This window comes from Vibrio sp. UCD-FRSSP16_30 (assembly GCF_001676025.1).
In the GTDB taxonomy this organism is placed as follows: Bacteria; Pseudomonadota; Gammaproteobacteria; order Enterobacterales; family Vibrionaceae; genus Vibrio.
This window is the reverse complement of the sequence record NZ_LZFW01000013.1, coordinates 211,653-230,467: the sequence shown is the minus strand read 5'-3', so window position 1 is coordinate 230,467 and position 18,815 is coordinate 211,653. Positions and strand designations below refer to the sequence as shown.

13 protein-coding genes, 5 tRNA genes and 1 pseudogene are annotated in these 18,815 nt (G+C 41.8%); 7 read left to right on the top strand and 12 right to left on the bottom strand.

Annotation, left to right across the window (positions count from 1 at the left end; genetic code table 11):
- Positions 1–805 precede the first annotated feature (805 nt).
- Positions 806–1,045: a DUF3622 domain-containing protein gene (locus tag A9260_RS08250; protein ID WP_068697918.1), complete on the bottom strand. Its 240-nt coding sequence runs from the start codon at positions 1,043–1,045 to the stop codon at positions 806–808.
- Positions 1,046–1,332: 287 nt separating this feature from the next.
- Here A9260_RS08250 and A9260_RS08245 point away from each other — a divergent pair.
- Together A9260_RS08245 and A9260_RS08240 are read left to right on the top strand one after the other, a co-directional pair.
- Positions 1,333–1,693: pseudogene (locus A9260_RS08245) on the top strand (MmcQ/YjbR family DNA-binding protein).
- Positions 1,694–1,749: 56 nt separating this feature from the next.
- Positions 1,750–2,904, top strand: coding sequence for a winged helix-turn-helix domain-containing protein (locus A9260_RS08240; RefSeq protein ID WP_068697916.1), 1,155 nt, complete (start codon positions 1,750–1,752; stop codon positions 2,902–2,904).
- Positions 2,905–2,964: 60 nt separating this feature from the next.
- On the opposite strand, the gene A9260_RS08235 is transcribed toward A9260_RS08240, so the two are convergent.
- The 5 genes from A9260_RS08235 to A9260_RS08215 all read right to left on the bottom strand — a co-directional run bounded on the left by A9260_RS08235 (position 2,965) and on the right by A9260_RS08215 (position 3,709).
- A tRNA-Tyr gene (locus A9260_RS08235) sits at positions 2,965–3,049 on the bottom strand.
- An 80-nt stretch (positions 3,050–3,129) separates the two neighbouring features.
- Positions 3,130–3,214, bottom strand: a tRNA-Tyr gene (locus tag A9260_RS08230).
- Between the two features lie 80 nt (positions 3,215–3,294).
- Positions 3,295–3,379: transfer RNA gene (locus tag A9260_RS08225), tRNA-Tyr, on the bottom strand.
- An 80-nt stretch (positions 3,380–3,459) separates the two neighbouring features.
- A tRNA-Tyr gene (locus tag A9260_RS08220) sits at positions 3,460–3,544 on the bottom strand.
- A gap of 80 nt (positions 3,545–3,624) precedes the next feature.
- Positions 3,625–3,709, bottom strand: a tRNA-Tyr gene (locus A9260_RS08215).
- A gap of 312 nt (positions 3,710–4,021) precedes the next feature.
- On the opposite strand from A9260_RS08215, the gene A9260_RS08210 reads away from it, so the two are divergent.
- Complete coding sequence (locus A9260_RS08210) at positions 4,022–5,098, top strand: efflux RND transporter periplasmic adaptor subunit (protein ID WP_068697914.1); 1,077 nt, start codon at positions 4,022–4,024, stop codon at positions 5,096–5,098.
- Positions 5,098–8,208, top strand: coding sequence for a multidrug efflux RND transporter permease subunit (locus A9260_RS08205; RefSeq protein ID WP_068697912.1), 3,111 nt, complete (start codon positions 5,098–5,100; stop codon positions 8,206–8,208). The genes A9260_RS08210 and A9260_RS08205 overlap by 1 nt, the downstream gene beginning before the upstream one ends.
- A 113-nt stretch (positions 8,209–8,321) precedes the next feature.
- On the opposite strand, the gene A9260_RS08200 is transcribed toward A9260_RS08205, so the two are convergent.
- The gene (locus A9260_RS08200) at positions 8,322–8,876 is read right to left on the bottom strand and encodes an outer membrane beta-barrel protein (RefSeq protein WP_068697910.1); all 555 of its coding nucleotides are present in this window, start codon (positions 8,874–8,876) and stop codon (positions 8,322–8,324) included.
- Positions 8,877–9,042: 166 nt separating this feature from the next.
- On the opposite strand from A9260_RS08200, the gene A9260_RS08195 reads away from it, so the two are divergent.
- Positions 9,043–9,360 (top strand): DUF1244 domain-containing protein, encoded by a 318-nt coding sequence (locus tag A9260_RS08195; RefSeq protein ID WP_068697908.1) that lies wholly within the window; start codon positions 9,043–9,045, stop codon positions 9,358–9,360.
- Positions 9,361–9,462: 102 nt separating this feature from the next.
- On the opposite strand, the gene A9260_RS08190 is transcribed toward A9260_RS08195, so the two are convergent.
- Positions 9,463–12,141, bottom strand: a complete 2,679-nt coding sequence (locus A9260_RS08190) for a glycosyl hydrolase family 18 protein (RefSeq protein WP_068697906.1) — start codon at positions 12,139–12,141, stop codon at positions 9,463–9,465.
- Positions 12,142–12,926: 785 nt separating this feature from the next.
- Complete coding sequence (locus A9260_RS08185) at positions 12,927–13,988, bottom strand: PLP-dependent cysteine synthase family protein (protein WP_068697904.1); 1,062 nt, start codon at positions 13,986–13,988, stop codon at positions 12,927–12,929.
- Positions 13,989–14,117: 129 nt separating this feature from the next.
- Between A9260_RS08185 and A9260_RS08180 the strand changes: the two genes are divergently transcribed.
- On the top strand, positions 14,118–14,585 hold the full coding sequence (locus A9260_RS08180; protein WP_068697902.1) for an Lrp/AsnC family transcriptional regulator: 468 nt from the start codon (positions 14,118–14,120) through the stop codon (positions 14,583–14,585).
- Between the two features lie 89 nt (positions 14,586–14,674).
- Here the strand turns inward: A9260_RS08180 and putP are convergent, their stop codons facing one another.
- On the bottom strand, positions 14,675–16,111 hold the full coding sequence (putP, locus tag A9260_RS08175; protein ID WP_068697899.1) for a sodium/proline symporter PutP: 1,437 nt from the start codon (positions 16,109–16,111) through the stop codon (positions 14,675–14,677).
- A gap of 263 nt (positions 16,112–16,374) precedes the next feature.
- Between putP and A9260_RS08170 the strand changes: the two genes are divergently transcribed.
- Positions 16,375–17,400 carry a YHYH protein gene (locus A9260_RS08170; RefSeq protein ID WP_197485230.1) on the top strand — a complete coding sequence of 342 codons (1,026 nt, stop codon included), beginning with the start codon at positions 16,375–16,377 and terminating at the stop codon, positions 17,398–17,400.
- A gap of 12 nt (positions 17,401–17,412) precedes the next feature.
- On the opposite strand, the gene tesB is transcribed toward A9260_RS08170, so the two are convergent.
- Together tesB and A9260_RS08160 are read right to left on the bottom strand one after the other, a co-directional pair.
- The gene (gene tesB, locus A9260_RS08165) at positions 17,413–18,270 is read right to left on the bottom strand and encodes an acyl-CoA thioesterase II (protein WP_068697896.1); all 858 of its coding nucleotides are present in this window, start codon (positions 18,268–18,270) and stop codon (positions 17,413–17,415) included.
- Between the two features lie 195 nt (positions 18,271–18,465).
- Positions 18,466–18,783: an MGMT family protein gene (locus A9260_RS08160; protein ID WP_068697894.1), complete on the bottom strand. Its 318-nt coding sequence runs from the start codon at positions 18,781–18,783 to the stop codon at positions 18,466–18,468.
- Positions 18,784–18,815: the final 32 nt, after the last annotated feature.

Genomic DNA, 18,815 nt, shown 5'->3' with positions numbered 1-18,815 from the left:
GACCGCAGTCGTATTTAAGGCGTAATACCTCTTTGATTTTATTCATTGGAGTTCTCTTTTTGGCCATTATCGCTTCCTTTCCTTCTTGTTTTAGAAGTAAAGGATAGCGAGCTATTGATTTAAAAGAGAAAAAGGAAGGATTTCGGCCATTACGATCGCAGTTTTCGCTATTCCGATCATCGATTTCGGAGTTAGGTTAAAAGTGATCTGATAATCGCGGAATCAGCGATCGGTTTAAACCGAAATGGGTGATCGGATAATCCCGAAATGGGTGATCGGAATGCTCCGAAATATGCATTTAATTTAAGCAAAATGAAAATACATCTGGATTGATTACCGATTTGTATTCATCAATAGAGTGTGTGTTAACCGATGCCTAGAGATTAGTCGTTCAAAGATATGCACTCAAGTTACACATATCTATATCATTTATAATCCACGGTCATATCATGATGGGTGCATTAAATTAAGTGTAGGCTATCTTATTGATTTGAAGATGTTTTTGTCAGATATCATTTTAGGTGTGATCTGGATCACGAAGGGTGTAGGCGAATATAAGATTAATAGAGAGAAGTAGCAGTATGGGTCAATTAGCTGGGGAAGAGGTATTTAATGGCATGTAGCTGGGGGCTTGTGACTTGGAGAGTCGTATTTTCTGTGTCAAGCCCCTACACCATAGTCGGTATCGATTTTATTAGAGTAGGGGGCTTAATGCCAATCGTAGTAAGTTTTTGACTATTTACTTGCTGTGATTGGGGTAATTTGTACTGTTGGTCAGTTGCCGTGTTGCGCAGAGTTTAGCTATTTAAGCTTGGTCGTCTTGTGAATTGCGCTCAGCCGACTTACGTTTATTACGCTCAGCTAGGTTTTTAACAAAAACTTCTAGCTCTTTTTCGCCCCAAGCTTGCGCTTGTTCTTCACTCTCAAAACCCATTTCACGTTTAGAAACTGTAGTTCTGCGAGATGAAATTTGACGAACAATTTCAGCGCACCAGCCATTACGTTTTTCGATGGTGCGTACAGTAAATTTTTTGTTATCAGACATATGTATTTCTCTAAAAAGTGGCAGTATTACAAGCTATGATGAAGGATATTAATCCTAAAATCACATCAATAATACAAACTTTAGTGGTTTAAAAGCGATAGATGGCATTGATCATTAACTGCATCCATTAATAGGGCGCCATTAAAACATAGTCGCTCGTGATATTGTAATTATTTATCACCTTGACAGGGATTGAGCGTTCAGATCGCGGTAGGTTTGAGCAAGATCAAGCATGGCTGATGGCGACAATAATTCTATCACTGTAAGTTTTTTAAAGGAGGTAGCTCATGAACCATGATGACTTCAATCAATATTGTGATTCATTTAAAACTGCAACTTATGTGATGCAGTGGGGTGGATCTCATGTTTGGAAAGTCGGGGGGTAAGGTGTTTGCTATTGGCTTTACCTTAAAGAGCGGTGATAGTGCGTATACATTTAAAACGTCACCGCAGAATTATAGTTTTCTACATGAAAATGAAGGTTATCGCCCTGCCCCTTATTTTGCTAGCCGAGGTATGAAGTGGATTCAACAAACTGACACCAGCGGGTGCTTAGATGAAGATCTAAAGTATTATTTGTCGGAATCTTATCGCATTGTTTTATCAGGCATTAGTAAGAAAAAGCAAGCCGATATGGGGCTGTTGTGACTCTATTAATGCAATAAGCCATTATCAGTCAATAAGTGCAGGAAAACCAGTTCAGAATGCAGTCACTTTCATTAACGCAAGCTCAGAAAATAGCCTTATTGTCGCAAGGATTACTCGGACCAAAGCAAACAGGAAGTGCCTATCAAAGCACCGTTAAGGCCATGGACAGGCTTGGCTATGTTCAAATAGATACCATCTCTGTGGTGCAACGTGCTCATCACCATACTTTATGGAACCGCAATCCTGACTATCAAACTGAGCATTTAGAGCAAATGGTCAAACAAAAATTAGTCTATGAGTATTGGTCTCATGCGGCCTCTTATCTGTCGATGAAGGACTTTCGATTTTCATTACCGCGTAAATTGGCTTTTAAATCGGGTCAGCAGAAGCATTGGTTTGCTCAAGATTTAAAATTAATGGCGTCAGTGCTACAGAGAATTAGAGCGGAAGGACCTTTGATGGCAAAAGATTTCTCATCTGAGGTAACCAAAAAAACGGGGTGGGGAAGTAAGCCAAGCAAACAAGCATTAGAAAACTTGTATATGCAGGGTGACCTGATGATTAGCGAGCGTAAAAATTTTCATAAAGTTTATGACCTAACAGAAAGGGTCTTGCCTAAGGGGATTGATACTTCACTTCCTACTGCTCAAGAAAATGCTCGATTTATAGTACTGCGCTATCTTACCGCGCATGGTGTTGGTCAACTTAATGAGATGATCTACCTATTAAAAGGCGTTAAATCTGAAGTGAAAACAGCGTTAAGTGAGATGTGCGAAGAAGGTCTTATTATTAAAATCATGGTGGAAGGGGAGCAATACTATACCGTAACTCATTGTTTAACCTTGTTGAATAAGCGATTAAAGCGTAAGCAGGTAAACATTTTATCGCCTTTTGATAATCTTTTGATTCAAAGAGCCAGAAGTAAGCGTCTTTTTAAATTCGATTATTTATTGGAATGCTATACCCCAGCTACAAAACGACAGTACGGTTATTTTTGCCTGCCTATTTTATGGGATGGAAGGGCTGTTGGTATGATGGATTGCAAGGTACACAGAAGTCGTTCGTATCTTGAAGTGATTAAATTATATATTGACCCGTCCCTTAAAGAGACCGAAGAAGTTTTGTTTGAGTTGGATTTTGCTGTGGCACAATTTGCCCGCTTTAATCAGGTGGATACAGTATCAAACTACACCATCAAATCATTCAAATAACCGTTGAGGTAAATTTAACGCAAAAAAAAGACCTGCTCATGAGCAGGTCTTTTTTTAAAGTGGTGGTGGGAGATGGATTCGAACCATCGAAGGCAGTGCCGTCAGATTTACAGTCTGATCCCTTTGGCCGCTCGGGAACCCCACCAGGGCATTTTTATACTTAATTAATGGTTTCCCAACCCGTTTAATCAAGTTTTCTTAACTGACGAATCAATTAAAAGAATGTGGTGGTGGGAGATGGATTCGAACCATCGAAGGCAGTGCCGTCAGATTTACAGTCTGATCCCTTTGGCCGCTCGGGAACCCCACCAGGGTATTTTTATACTTAATTAATGGTTTCCCAACTCGCTTAATCAAGTTTTCTTAACTGACGAATCAGTTAAAAGAATGTGGTGGTGGGAGATGGATTCGAACCATCGAAGGCAGTGCCGTCAGATTTACAGTCTGATCCCTTTGGCCGCTCGGGAACCCCACCAGGGTATTTTTATACTTAATTAATGGTTTCCCAACCCGTTTAATCAAGTTTTTTTAACTGACGAATCAGTTAAAAGAATGTGGTGGTGGGAGATGGATTCGAACCATCGAAGGCAGTGCCGTCAGATTTACAGTCTGATCCCTTTGGCCGCTCGGGAACCCCACCAGGGTATTTTTATACTTAACTAATGGTTTCCCAACCCGCTTAATCAAGTTTATTTAACTGACGAATCAATTAAAAGAATGTGGTGGTGGGAGATGGATTCGAACCATCGAAGGCAGTGCCGTCAGATTTACAGTCTGATCCCTTTGGCCGCTCGGGAACCCCACCAGGGTATTTTTATACTTAAGAATAGTTTTCCCAATCCTCTCCTCAAGTTCGGTGCGAATAATATCCAGACGAGGATTTTCTGTAAAGGACTTTCTTTAAAAATCAGTTCATATGTCGGAATTTTGCTCGGAATGGCTAAAAAGCGTCACTTTCTTGATTTTATTCTTCGCTTATAGCCCACTTGTTGCTTATTTTCTGATCATAAAAAACAAGACAGAGGGACTATTTAAGGTCAATACTTTACATTGATTGACATAATTTCCGTTAGAAAATGATAAAATCACGCCAGCCTTCTTAACTCACATTATTAGAATGAAAACTATCATCCACAAATCTACGTCATCATTTTCTGTTGTCAGTGCCCTTTTATTTAGCGTTCTGCTTTCTTCTCCCTCTTTTGCTCGAGGTGGTCCTGGCAAAGGCGCTGCGGTTGCAGTTACCACTCAAGAAGTGGGTATTCATCAAATTTCTCAAAGCCTTGCTTTGGTTGGAAAGCTCAAGGCATCACAGTCGGTCATTATTGCCCCTGAGGTGAGCGGCACGATTGAACGTATTGCGGTAAAAACCAATCAAAACGTGCGAGTAGGACAAGTGCTTGTCGAGCTAAGTAACGACAAAGCAAAAGCTGCTGTTGTTGAGGCGCAAGCTTATTTAAATGATGAGCAGCGTAAGTTAAATGAATTTGAGCGTTTAAGAAAAAGCGCGGCAATTACCTTAACCGAGATTGAAGGGCAAAGAGCGAGCGTTAATATTGCTAAGGCAAGACTAAGCTCGGCAAAAGCTGACCTTAATGAGCGTACATTAAAAGCGCCGTTTTCTGGACAGATTGGTTTTGTTGATTTTAGTTTAGGTAAACTGGTAAGCGCCGGTACTGAGCTATTAACATTAGATAACCTGTCAAACATGGAGTTGGATTTACAAATTCCTGAGCGTTACCTACCTATGTTAGAAACAGGTATGCCTATCTATGCCGTGTCTAATGCTTGGGGCGATCTTGAGTTTAAAGGGGCGCTAAAAGGCATCGACTCTAGAGTAAATCCCGACACATTAAATTTGCGCGTTCGTATCGATATTGCCAATACCTCACAAAAATTAAAGCCTGGAATGCTGGTTAAAGCGACGATGGCGTTCCCTGCCATTGAAGCGCCAATTATTCCAGTACAAGCATTGCAATACTTAGGGACTAAGCGTTTTGTGTATGTCGTGGGTGAAGATAAACACGTTGAGCGTCGAGAGATTTTCCTTGGTACGCGCGTAGGTAACGAAGTAGTGATTGAAAAAGGCCTCGATGTTGGTGAAATCATTGTTGTACAAGGTGTTGTTAACATGCGAGATGGCATTCAAGTCAAAACCATTGGTCAAGAAAAGGGCAGTGAGGTTGCTAAGTAATGCTGTTATCTGATGTTTCTGTTAAACGCCCTGTGGCGGCCGTCGTATTAAGCTTATTGCTTTGTGTTTTTGGTATTGTGTCATTTTCCAAGCTTTCTGTGCGTGAGATGCCCGATATTGAAAGTTCGGTGGTATCCATTTCCACTCGCTATGATGGGGCCTCAGCCACCATCATTGAAAATCAAATCACCTCAGTGATTGAAGATCAGCTCTCGGGCATTAGTGGGGTTGATGAAATTACTTCAACCACTCGTAATAGTATTTCTCGTATTACGGTTACCTTTAATCTTGGCTACGATCTTAATACTGGCGTAAGTGATGTGCGTGATGCGGTAGCAAGAGCGCAAAATCAGCTACCTGATGAAGCCGATGCCTCTACGGTGGTTAAAAACAACGGCAGTGGTGAAGCCTCTATCTATATCAACCTAAGCTCTGATCTTTTAGATAGAACAGAGCTGACTGATTATGTTGATCGGGTTTTGTTGGATAGATTTAGCCTTATTTCTGGTGTGAGCTCGGTGGATGTGTCCGGCGGCTTGTATAAAGTGATGTACGTTAAGCTCAAACCGACCTTGATGGCGGGTAGAGCGGTAACCACCGCAGATATTACCGATGCATTGCGCTCAGAAAATATCGAAAGCCCCGGCGGGGAAGTGCGTAACGATGCCATTGTGATGTCGGTGCGAACAGACCGTACTTATAATTCAGAAAAAGACTTTGATTACCTAGTTGTGCGCCGCGCAGCAGACGGTTCGCCAATTTATCTAAAAGATGTGGCAGAGGTTTATCTCGGCGCAAAAAACGAAGACTCCACCTTTAGAAGTGATGGTGTGGTTAACGTGAGTTTGGGTATTGTGCCTCAGTCTGATGCTAACCCATTGGATGTGGCAACGGCCGTACATAAACAAGTGGATGATATTCAAAAGTTCCTGCCTAAGGGGACACGTCTTGCTATCGATTATGACTCGACGATCTTCATAGACCGCTCTATCTCCGAGGTCTATAACACCTTATTTATTACTGGTGGACTGGTGATCTTGGTGCTGTATATCTTTATAGGGCAGGCCAGAGCGACATTGATACCGGCAGTAACGGTGCCTGTTTCACTTATCTCTTCATTTATTGCCGCGTACTATTTTGGCTTTAGTATCAACCTCATCACCCTAATGGCGTTAATTTTGTCCATTGGTTTGGTGGTGGATGATGCCATTGTGGTGGTGGAAAATATTTTCCACCATATTGAGCGTGGAGAATCCCCACTTTTGGCAGCCTATAAAGGCACACGAGAAGTGGGTTTTGCGGTTATTGCGACAACCTTAGTGTTGGTGATGGTGTTCCTTCCTATTTCCTTTATGGATGGCATGGTTGGTTTGCTATTTACTGAGTTCTCAGTGTTACTGGCAATGTCGGTACTGTTTTCGTCATTAATAGCTCTAACATTAACGCCAGTGCTTGGCAGTAAAATTTTATCAGCCAATGTCAAACCTAACCGTTTTAATAAGGCGATCGAGCGTCTATTTGGCAAGTTAGAAAACGGCTATCGCCGCGCAATCGTGGTGGCATTAAAGCTTAAATGGCTAGCGCCGATCGTGATTGTAGCTTGTATGGGCGGGACTTATTATTTGATGAGTTCAGTCCCCTCTCAGTTAACCCCACAAGAAGATCGCGGCGTTATATTTGCTTTTGCTAGAGGTGCGGACGCAACCAGTTATAACCGCATGGCGGCCAATATGGATGTTATCGAGTCGCGATTAAAGCCGTTATTGGGTCAAGGTTTGCTTAAGTCTTTCTCCATTCAATCACCGGCATTTGGTGGCAACGCTGGGGATCAAACTGGCTTTGTTATTATGATTTTGGAAGACTGGGCGGTTCGTGACAAGTCTGCCAATGAGGCGTTAGGCGTCATTCGCAAAGTACTTGGCGATATTCCTGATGTACGTGTTTTCCCTATGCTCCCAGGTTTTAGAGGGCGTTCAAGTGAGCCTGTGCAATATGTTTTGGGCGGCTCTGATTATAAAGAGTTAGAAAAGTGGGCGGATATTCTTAAAAATGAAGCCGATGCGAGCCCATTTATGAATGGTGCGAGTACCGATTATTCTGAGAAAACTCCTGAGCTTGTGATCTCTATTGATAAAGAACGCGCTGCAGAATTGGGCATTAAACAAAGTGATATCTCAGATACCCTTGAGATTATGCTTGGTGGTAAAACAGAGACGACCTATGTTGAACGCGGTGAAGAATACGATGTGTATTTGCGTGGTGATGAGAACAGCTTTAACAATATCTCAGATTTAAGCCAAATTTATATGCGAACTGCCAACGGTGATTTGGTCACCCTTGATTCAGTGAGTAAAGTGAATGAAGTGGCATCGGCTATACGCCTATCTCACTACAACAAGCAAAAATCGATTACAGTAAAAGCCAACTTAACCGAAGGGGCAACTTTAGGTTCGGCATTGGATTTCCTTGATCAAAAAGCCATTGATATTTTGCCAAGTGACATTTCGATTCACTACTCTGGTGAATCAAAAGACTTTAAAGAAAATCAGTCCTCTATTTTGGTTGTGTTTGCACTGGCATTGCTGGTGGCCTACTTAGTATTAGCCGCTCAATTTGAGAGCTTTATTAACCCGTTAGTGGTGATGTTTACCGTGCCAATGGGGGTCTTTGGTGGCTTCCTTGGCTTAGTGATTATGTCGCAAGGCCTGAATGTCTACAGCCAGATAGGGATGATCATGCTAATAGGTATGGTAACCAAAAACGGTATTTTGATTGTAGAGTTTGCCAACCAGCTTAGAGACAAAGGTGTTGAGTTTGAGCAGGCGATTATTGATGCATCAGCGCGCCGTTTAAGACCAATACTAATGACTGCCTTTACTACGCTGGCAGGTTCAATTCCATTGATTTTCTCAACTGGCGCCGGTTATGAAAGCCGTGTTGCGGTTGGTACGGTGATCTTCTTTGGTATGGCATTTGCGACTTTCGTTACTTTGTTTGTGATTCCGGCAATGTATCGCTTGTTATCATTTAACACTAAGTCGCCAGGTCATGTTGAAGAGGTGCTTAAACTAGAAATTGAACAGGACACGAAAGGGCGAGTCAGTCATTAATCGATTGAATTAGCCTTAATACCATCCTCAGAACAAACTAAGCCAGAGCATGAAAGCTCTGGCTTAGTTATTTTTAGTGACTGTAATTACTATCAATGTTTTGCTAGGTCGCTTTAAAAGTCGAGCCCGATACTAATTTGCAATCCATCATAATCGGTATCGTATTGGCCAACACCTGTGGTGGCGTAGCCATATAGGTATTCACCTCTTAGCCAATAATCACTGTTGATGTTCCACTGCAAACCTGCGCCAATGGTAAAGATTCCACCAGTGGTATTGCCAATATCATCTCTTGCTCCATTGCTGGTATCGTGACCTTTGATATGGGTCGCAATTGCGCTAGTGCGGCCAAAAATCTCTAACGGTGTATTGCCCAGCTCACCAGTAGAAACAAGCAAAGATAATCCTAACTCGTAGTAATTGATTTCGTAGGTTTTAGCATCATCGGAAGATTCAGAATAACGAAAGAACCCCTCCATACTAAGATGCTCATTAAAAGACTGCCCGCCACCAATGATAAAGCTTGGGCTTTCAAAGGTATCGGTTGTGTCGTTATCTGGAGAAAATCCCACATCCCCGACGCCCATATAAAATGAATTGTTGCTAGCGACACTAGAAAAGGACAGCAGTGCGACTGAGGCGATGCTAAAAAGGCCAAGCTTGTTCATAGTCTTCCTTGAGTGCATGTTAGTATTAATGTTTTGTGACTAACTTTAAGAGAAAATGAAATAGCCTTAAAGATTAGTTACATCACAAGCTTAACAGTTATATTACAACTGGTTTTCGATTATTATTAAAAATGTTAGATGATGCTGTATCAAAAGGAGAGGGACATTGACTGAAGCTAAACACCTACAACTATCTCAACAAGAGCAAGATAAATTGGATGCGGCCGTATTTCGCCGTTTGCTGGCTCACTTAGACAATAATAAAGATGTGCAAAATATTGATTTGATGATTCAAGCTGGATTTTGTCGCAATTGCTTTAGCAAGTGGTACACCGCTGAGGCGCAAGAAAACGGCTTAGAACTGGATATTGATGATGCAAGACTGCGTGTGTATGGCATGACATATGATGAGTGGAAACAAAATCATCAGCTTCCTGCAACAGCAGAACAACTTGCCGCTTTTGAAGCAAAAAATAAGAAGTAGAATATAAGAAGTAAAATAACCGTTCAATATTCTATTTTTGCCTAATAAAAAAATCCCCCAGATAACTGGGGGATTGAATTAGGGTTTGGTAATCATCAAAGACTAGTTACAAGTTGATGAGCCTAAGTTAACCCATACTGGTGCAACGCCAGGTTCTTCACCTTTAGTCCACCATTTTGCCTGCCAGCGAGAGCCGTTATGGTTGGTTTGCTCTGTACCTGAGTAAGCAATGTCAGCAGCCCATGGCATTTCAATGTTAGAAACCAGTTCCCACTCTTCAGCCGTTGGTGTTGGCTCAGATTGAGTCCACCATTTCGCTTTGTACACTAAACCTTTATGACTAACGGTTTCATTAGTGTAAGTTGCAGAAGCATCCCATGCAGGGTGGTCTGGCGCTGTTGGATCGTTTGCGTCACATTGGTTTCCACCATCGCTGTCGCCACCACCAGTATCGCCGTCGCCACTGTCTCCATCACCTTCATCCCCACCGTTATCTTCTTCGATGTTCGCCACATAAACTACTGTGGTTGCAGATGCAGACTCTTCGCTATCGTTAACATCGACAACAATATTAAATTGCGTATCTTGCGCAACTTCTGGTGCGGTTAGCGTGATGCTGTGGCCGTTGCCACCATCCATAACGATAAAGTCAGCAGGTACATTCCAAGAATACTCTAGTGCATCACCATCAGCGTCAGCGGCGTTAGCAATAAGAGTAAACTGAGCATTTTCATTAACATAAGTTGCAGGAGAAATGCTCACCGTTGGTGGTTGGTTTGTTACTTCCGCTTTGTTGGTAATAACAACGCTATCAGATGAAGATAAGCCGTCAGGATCTGCAACAGTTAGAGTGAAAGTATAAGTGACATCAGCATCCGTATACGGCACATCCACAGCTGGTTTAGCTTGTGTGTTATTGATGATAGTCACTGCGTTACCTGATGTTTGCTGCCAGTTAAAGGTTAACGCTTCACCTTCAGGATCTGAAGAAAGAGAACCATCTAACAACACAGATGCAGGACCGGTCACTGATTTATCAGCGCCAGCACGAGCGATTGGCGCGCGGTTAGGTTGCTCAGGATCGACGACGGAATCACCGTGACCTAAACCTTCGTGCATTGCATTAACAAGGTCGCCGTTATCGCCATCAATTTCCCAATGGAAGATACCGCCCAGTCCTTGCGCTAATGCATATTGCGCTTTAGCTTTTGTCGAACGGCTATCATCATAAGTGATTAGCGTACCTGTGCTTGAATTGTATAGATACGGCGCTTCGGCTGCTTCATCGTAACCGTATTGGAAGCCTTGAGCTTCGGTGTGATTATCCGCAATATCACGGTAATCAAGTACGCCATCTTCCCAAGTCCCTTTCACAGGTCCCGTTGCTGTACCTGTGAATGGATTGCCATCAGTCATTCCGTGAATGCCTGTCCAGCCACGGCCATAAGCTGCGCCGCCAATAACCATCTTCTCAGCAGGAACGCCTTGCGCTAGAAGCAATTCAACCCCGATAGACGTGTAGTATTCAGACTCATCAGCGACGGTGTTCATGCTTGATTTATGCAGCGCTGCTTGGTGATTAAGAATGTTATTATCCCATGCACCATAGTAGTCATAAGACATTAAGAAGATGTGGTCTAAGTACTTAGATGCTTCACCATAATCAACCACGGCAAGTTTATCGTGACCGATGTTGATTGCTGATGCTAGCTCATAGTGACGACCATTCTTCTCACCAAGTTCATCAAGCATTGCGCGCAGTTCTTTCATTAGAACAACGTAAATTTCACCATCTTTTTCTTTATCGCCTAGGCCAGGGTTTGCACCGCCGCCACCAGGGAATTCAAAGTCGATATCTACGCCGTCAAAGAATTTCCATGTTTCTAAATATTCACGTACAGATTCAACAAAAGTATGACGGATAGCTTCGTCACCCATAAAGAAGAATGGGTCAGACAGTGTCCAACCACCAATAGAAGGTAGGATCTTCAGATCAGGGTTAGCTTTTTTAGCCGCCATCATCTGACCAAAGTTACCTTTATAAGGTGCAGAAAACGCTTCAACGCCTAATTGTGGTTTTTGAATTGCAGCCCAAGGGTCATGGATGGCAACTTTAAAGTCTTCACGACCAGTACAGGCTCTTTGTAGTGCCTCAAAAGAGCCAGGGATAGTTTTAAGTGAGTCATTGATGCCATCGCCGCCACACATAGGGACAAAACCATAAATTAAACGGTTTAAGTTGGCTGTTGGTACTTTATCAATCGGGTAGTCACGACCATAAACACCCCACTCAACAAAGTAACTGCCGACGATTTTGCCAGAGGTATTGTCGTAAGGTTTGTGGTTTTCTGTCCAAATGGTTTCTAGTGGTGCTAAGTGGCTACCGTCAGTATCAGCGATCGTTAGAAGTGTTTCTTTTGAACGGCTAATACCATCGGCATTTTCAAGTTCAATTGCCATGTTATATAAGCCACCTTGGCTCATCTTAAACACCGCTTTGTTAGCCGAAGGGTCACCTTCCCACACTACGTTGCCGTCTAAAAGTACGCGAGCAGTATCGGCTGGATCGCCAGCCCATACGTCCCATGTCACTTCAATGTCAATTGACTCATGAACAGCGATAACCAGTTGTTCGTATGGGATCTTTTCTGCGTCAAGTTCAACCATCGCATAAGTATGATCTCCCCAACCTATGGTAGGTTCACCAGGGGCTGCTGCAAACGCTGGCGCAGCTAAAATAGAGCCTATAATGGATAAAGATAAAAATGATTTGTTAAACATAATTGCTAACCTTAATAAGAATAAAAGCACTTGTTCCATTTATGAAGGTTATTCGGTATTTAACTTAAGTAGATTATGTTCTTTTTTGAAGTTAAATATTTATACCGCATATCATGTTGGGATCAATAGGATAACTTGATAGTTATGATGATGGTGTATTATCCGAATAACCACCTCAGTATGTATTTATTGAGTGAATGTTTAAATGGATTAATATTATTAATATCTATATATGCAACGGACAGCACAACTTAAAATAATAAGAGCCATACCTTTTCACAAATATCATGAATTTGTTTTGATTTAATATTAATTAGTGGTAGTCGACGCTTTGAGTATAGGGGGTGTCGTGCGGTATTTTTCTTTGCAGGTTATGTTTAACTCATTGATATTAATTGTGATTTTATTGTGGGATTTATCTTTTGCTATGATTGGAGTTAGATTCTTATATGACGGTTTTGTTGTTTTTAATAATGACGAATTAGTAAGGTTAATATGTGGTTGTGATAAATTAATTAAATTAAAGCATGATGTTCAATTGAGGTTGTAATGATTAGCCATTCTAATTTATCTTATTATCTTGGATTGTATTAATATAACAGAGGTGGGTTTTATCTATACTGGGTGATTTGTAGTCTTGTATTATATTATGTTCTTTTTTCTAATCTCATCTGTCACTCTGTTAAAGTGTGATCTGATTATTAATCTTTTATATTTTGTTGCATGCAGTGTTTTATTCACACAGTGCCTTTTATTTCGGCACTGTGTAAATGGTCAGTTTTTAATTAGTTGAATAAACTTTGCAGATGATCGCGGCTTTGGCTAATGTCACCGATAGTATTTTCAACCCACTGTGGGTTGTAGTAACTGTCTAAATATCGCTCTCCACTATCACATAGTAATGTGACAATTGATCCTGTTTCGCCTTTCTCTTTCATCTGTTTTGCTAACTGGAATACACCGTATAAGTTAGTCCCTGTAGAAGGACCTACTTTACGACCTAGTTGCTTGTGTAACCATTGCATGGTGACTATGGTGTGTGCATCAGCAACTTTAATCATTTCATCAACCACTCCCGGAATAAAGCTTGGTTCAACTCTTGGGCGGCCTATACCTTCAATATTACTGCCACGATCTAAAGTAAGCTTAGTGTCTCGAGTCAGGTAATAGTCATAAAATACTGAATGTTGTGGGTCAACAACGCACAGTTTAGTCTCGCATTGCTGATAGCGAATAAAGCGCCCGATAGTCGCTGATGTGCCGCCAGTGCCCGGGCTCATTACAATCCACGTTGGAATAGGGTGACATTCTAGTTTCATCTGACCAAAGATAGAGTTGGCAATGTTGTTATTACCACGCCAGTCTGTTGCACGTTCTGCGTAGGTAAACTGATCCATATAATGTCCACCTAGCTCCTCGGCTAAACGATGTGACTCAGCATAGATTTCATCTGAACGCTCAACTAGATGCGCCTTACCGCCATAAAACTCAATTTGCTCAATTTTTGTTTTGGCAGTGGATTTAGGCATAACCGCAATAAACGGCAGACCTAATAGACGAGCAAAGTAGGCTTCAGAGACCGCAGTGCTACCAGAAGATGCTTCTATAATTGGCGTTTTTGGTCCAATCCAACCATTACATAGGGCATATAAAAATAATGAACGAGCTAAACGATGCTTTAACGACCCTGTTGGGTGCGTGCTTTCATCTTTTAGATAGATATCGATCCCAGGAAAAGCCTCAACATCAAGCTTAATAAGGTGAGTGTCGGCAGAGCGCTGATAATCAGATTCAATAATCTGAATCGCTCGATTGATCCAACTATGGGTGCAAGTTGCTTCGTTCATAAGGTCTGTCCTGAAATCGTTAACAAGTTTTAGATAATTTACCCTTTGATTGAGAGAAAAACTTACCCAAAAACCATCCATTTAATCTAAAATGTAGAAAAATTTTCTATAAAAAGAGATTTTGAAGAAATGAATCTTGATAAAACAGATAAGAAACTGCTGTCTATGCTACAAAACGATGCCACTTTGCCTTTGACGGAATTAGCCGAAGCGGTGAATTTAACCACTACGCCTTGTTGGAAGCGTTTAAAGCGATTAGAGGAGGAAGGGGTAATTCAAAGTCGCGTAGCACTTATCGACCCGGAAAAATTGGGGTTATCTTTTACCGCCTTTGTGTTTATCAAAACCAGCGATCACTCCCATGAGTGGTATCAACAATTTGTTGATGTGGTATCAGATTTTGCACAAGTGATGGAGTTTTATCGTATGGCAGGGGACTACGACTATATGTTGAAAGTGCTCGTTAAAGATATGCAAAGCTTTGATGCCTTTTACAAAACATTGGTGAATGCTGTGCCGGGTATTTCTAATGTGACGTCGACTTTTGCTATGGAGTCGATTAAGTACACCACCGAACTTCCGTTAGGTAATGTGTAATGCATAAAAAAGCGAGGCCTTAATGACCTCGCTCTGTATTTAAGTTTTGGCTATCAGATGCTTACTAAGCAACTAGTAACGGAAGCAACCTAGTTAATTTGTAATTGTTTCAGTGTCTTGTCTGTTGGCGCTTTTGTTACAAGACTTACGATAACAATTGAAACGAAGGAAAGAATAAACGCCGGTAATAGTTCATAGAAATATTCACCTTCAATAGAGATGTAATTCTTAACAACAAAGATACTGACCGCACCCACAATCATGCCGGTTACAGCACCCGCTTTCGTTGTGCCTTTCCAACATAGAGCCAAAATCATCAGTGGCCCAAATGCAGCGCCAAATCCGCCCCACGCATAGCCAACCATAGCAAGAATAGAACCGTCATCATTAGCGGCAATAACCAGAGCTAAAATAGCAAAGCCAACCACGCCCATACGGCTTATCCATGCTTTTTTGGTTTCATCCATTTTGCTAATAAAGCCAATATCTTCGGTCAGAGATGAAGTAAGCACTAACAACTGGGAATCTGCCGTCGACATAACGGCCGCCAATACTGCGGCCAAAATAAAGCCTGCAAATACTGGGTGGAATAGTGCATCAGTTAACGCAAGGAAAATACGTTCTTTGTTACCACCATCCCCTGAGACTGTCGCAAGAGGATGGATTGCATCATAGCCGATACCGATAAGTGCAATTGAAATAGACAGTACTAAAGTGAGAACCATCCAAGAGATGCCAATGCGACGTGCTTTAGCAATGTTTTCAACTTTATCAATACCAACAAAGCGCGCTAGGATATGTGGTTGTCCAAAATAGCCAAGACCCCATGCAAGTAAAGAAGCGCCAGTAATAAAGCTGGTGGAGAATTTAAAGGCTTCAGGTTTGACTTCGCTGATCACAACACTGGAATCAGATATTGCCATGTAACCGAGCAGCATACAGAAGAACAGAGCTGCCAGCATTAGAATGCCCTGAATAAGGTCAGTCCAACAAACGGCCATGTATCCGCCAAGGAAGGTATAAGAAACTACCACAAAAGCGGTGACATATAGCGCGACTTCTTCGGTTGTGCCAAAGCTATGAGCAAACAACAGAGTGCCGCCTTTAAGGCCTGATGCCACATACAATGTAAAGAAGAAGAGAATGACTAGGGTAGACACTGTCTTGATTAGCCCTGAATTATCTTCAAATCGCTTGGATAGAAAGCTTGGCAATGTAACGGTGTTACTTGCCTCGGTGGCAACGCGCAGACGCGGAGCGACGATAAGCCAGTTTAGGTAGGCACCTAAAGTAAGGCCAACACCAATCCAAACACCTTCAACTAATCCGCTTGCAAATACCGCGCCTGGCAGTCCAAGTAGTAGCCAACCACTCATATCTGAAGCGCCTGCACTAACAGCAGAAGTAACCGGTCCTAGTGTTCGACCACCAATGATAAAATCTTGATTATCATGTGTTTTTCTCATGGAGTAGTAGCCGATACCGAGCATTACCGCTAGATAAAGACCAAATTGTAAATAAATCATGTACTACCTTTACGTCCGTGGTTTGAAGGGTGAGCTAATGAATATTAACTGATACTGCAATGTTACATTATGGTTGTTACTTGTTAATTAACTTAATCAACTAAGTAACTGTTCATCACAGAATTAAGTGTTAATTATTGTTTCATTTGCGGAATATTTTACGGAAAGTGATTTAAATCACAAATGTAAATTTATGAAAAGAAAAAGGAATGTATTTCAATTAGCGCTAATACTGTTGTTTGTCTAACAAAAGGGAGATGGTAATGAAAAGGATTTTAATCATAGGGACGGTATTAGGATTACTACAAGCATGTAATAGCTCTTCAGATAATGACGATACGACAAGCGAAGAAAGTGACGTACCATCAAACGCAACTGATATTACGGATGTAAGATTAACAAACCAATCAGGACACTGTGAGGATTACGTTGGGCAATATGTCTCTTCGGTGAATGATATTCAGAGAAACCTGCTGTTTGCTGGCGATGTAACGATTACCTCAAACGGTAGTGAGTGTTCACTAAAAGCAAATGCAATTCCAAATCATGATTTTAACGATCAATCAGCATCCTTTGCGACCGATGTTGCCGAGCAGAGCAAGGAATACCTCTTTGATATTTTTCCAAGCAAAGCTGATACACCAAGTGCATTAAGCTTGGTGATGTCAGAGGCGGTGATGCTTAATGGCGTTAAAATCGATTTATTAGCTGCCGCTTGCTACAACGTTGCTGATGAAAGGGTAGGCTGTGGTGAGGATCAAATTGACAATCCTTGGCGATATGATCCTATGTCATCTCTAAATCAGTTTGGCACCGATGAGCATCATGCGCATGTTCAACCAACCGGTGAGTACCATTATCATGGCAACCCTATGGCTTTATTTTACCAATCTTGTGAAGGGGGCGAAGCATCGCCTGTGATTGGTTTTGCCGCTGATGGATTTCCTATTTATGGACGCTGTTTTGCAGATGCCACGACAGGCGAGATTCGCGCGGCCTTATCCAGTTATCAGTTAAAGTCAGGAAATCGCGTTGATAGCAATGGTTACAGTGCGCCGATAGGCGGTGCAGGTTTGGTTGTCAGTGATCGTTATGATGGTCAATTTCGTGGTGACTATGAATACAGCGCAGGGCAAGGTGATTTGGATGAATGTAATGGCATGACGGTGGATGGGCAGTATGGTTACTATGTCACGGATAGTTTTCCGTGGGTGCTCAATTGCTTTGCAGGAACGCCAAACGCTAGTTTTTCCGGCACTAACGGTTCACGTTCCCATTCACATTTATAAATAACCGATTGTTTAGGTTTGACGCATAACGCCTTCTTGAACAGCACTTGCCACAAGCTGACCTGAACGATTATAGATCTCACCGCGTACTAACCCTCTAGAGTTACTCGCGGTGGGACTTTCAATCACATACAACAGCCAATCATCCATTTTAAATGGGCGATGGAACCACATTGAGTGATCAATCGTTGCCACCTGGAATTTTGGTGTCAATAAACTGACTTTATGCGGATGAAGAGCCGTAATCAAAAATCCCCAATCTGATGCATAAGCCAAAATATACTGATGAATCAATTGTTCATCGGGTAATTGCCCGTTAGCTCTGATCCATAAATATTGTTTAGGCTCTTCTTTATGCGGTTTGATTGGGTTAACGACTTTAACAGGGCGCACTTCAATCGGTTTTTCACCACAGAAGATTTTTTGAATATTGTCAGGCAAAAATTGAGCAATTTGCTGAGCAAGTTCTGTTTCAGACGCAAAATTCTCAGGGCCGGGGATAGATGGCATGGTATTTTGATGCTCAAAACCTGGCTGTTCACCATGATAGGAAGCCGTCAAATAGAAGATTGGTCGTCCATTTTGAATGGCTTTTACACGTCGCGTACTAAATGTTCTGCCGTCACGTAAATGCTCAACATCATAGATAATGGCTTTTTCAGGATCGCCAGGGCGCAAAAAATAGCTGTGGAAGGAATGCACGCTTCGGTCGGCAGGAACAGTATATCGTGAAGCAGACAGCGCTTGTCCAAGCACTTGCCCTCCGTAAACCTGCGGTAATCCTAAATGTTCACTCTCACCACGGAATAAACCAAGTTCTAATCGTTCTAGCTGTAATAGTGTTAATAGTTTACTAAGTGGTTGACTCATCTGACCTCCTACGCAATATGGATAAAAAATACCTGCTAATACAGGTTTAGACAAGCGCTAATTGTGATGGACTCGAAAGCTATTTAGATTAAGTAGTGGTATGAGTTTGCTAATTAACAGAGTAAGGATATATGTGGATGTCATAATTTTGCTTTAATAATTAACTACTTGATAACATTGGCGTAAGCTTGATATTCAAGCGCCTTTCACGCCCGGTTGCCAGCGAAACTGTTTCAGCTTAACTTTTCCTGTTGCACCAAACACAATACCTTCTTCAAGTAACCGTAATTGCTGACGTTGCAGATCATCTCCCTTTAAAGAGATCTCACCTTTACTATTAATCACTCTATGCCAAGGCAGGGCAGAACCTTCAGGTAAATTGCTTAAAATAGCGCCTACCTGCCTCGCATAACCTGGATAGCCCGAAAATTTAGCTATATCTCCGTAGGTACTGACCATGCCTAGGGGAATTTGGTGAACTAAAACAAAGACTTTATCTTTCAATTGATGCATAATTGTTATGACTGTTAAATAAATTAAGGAAT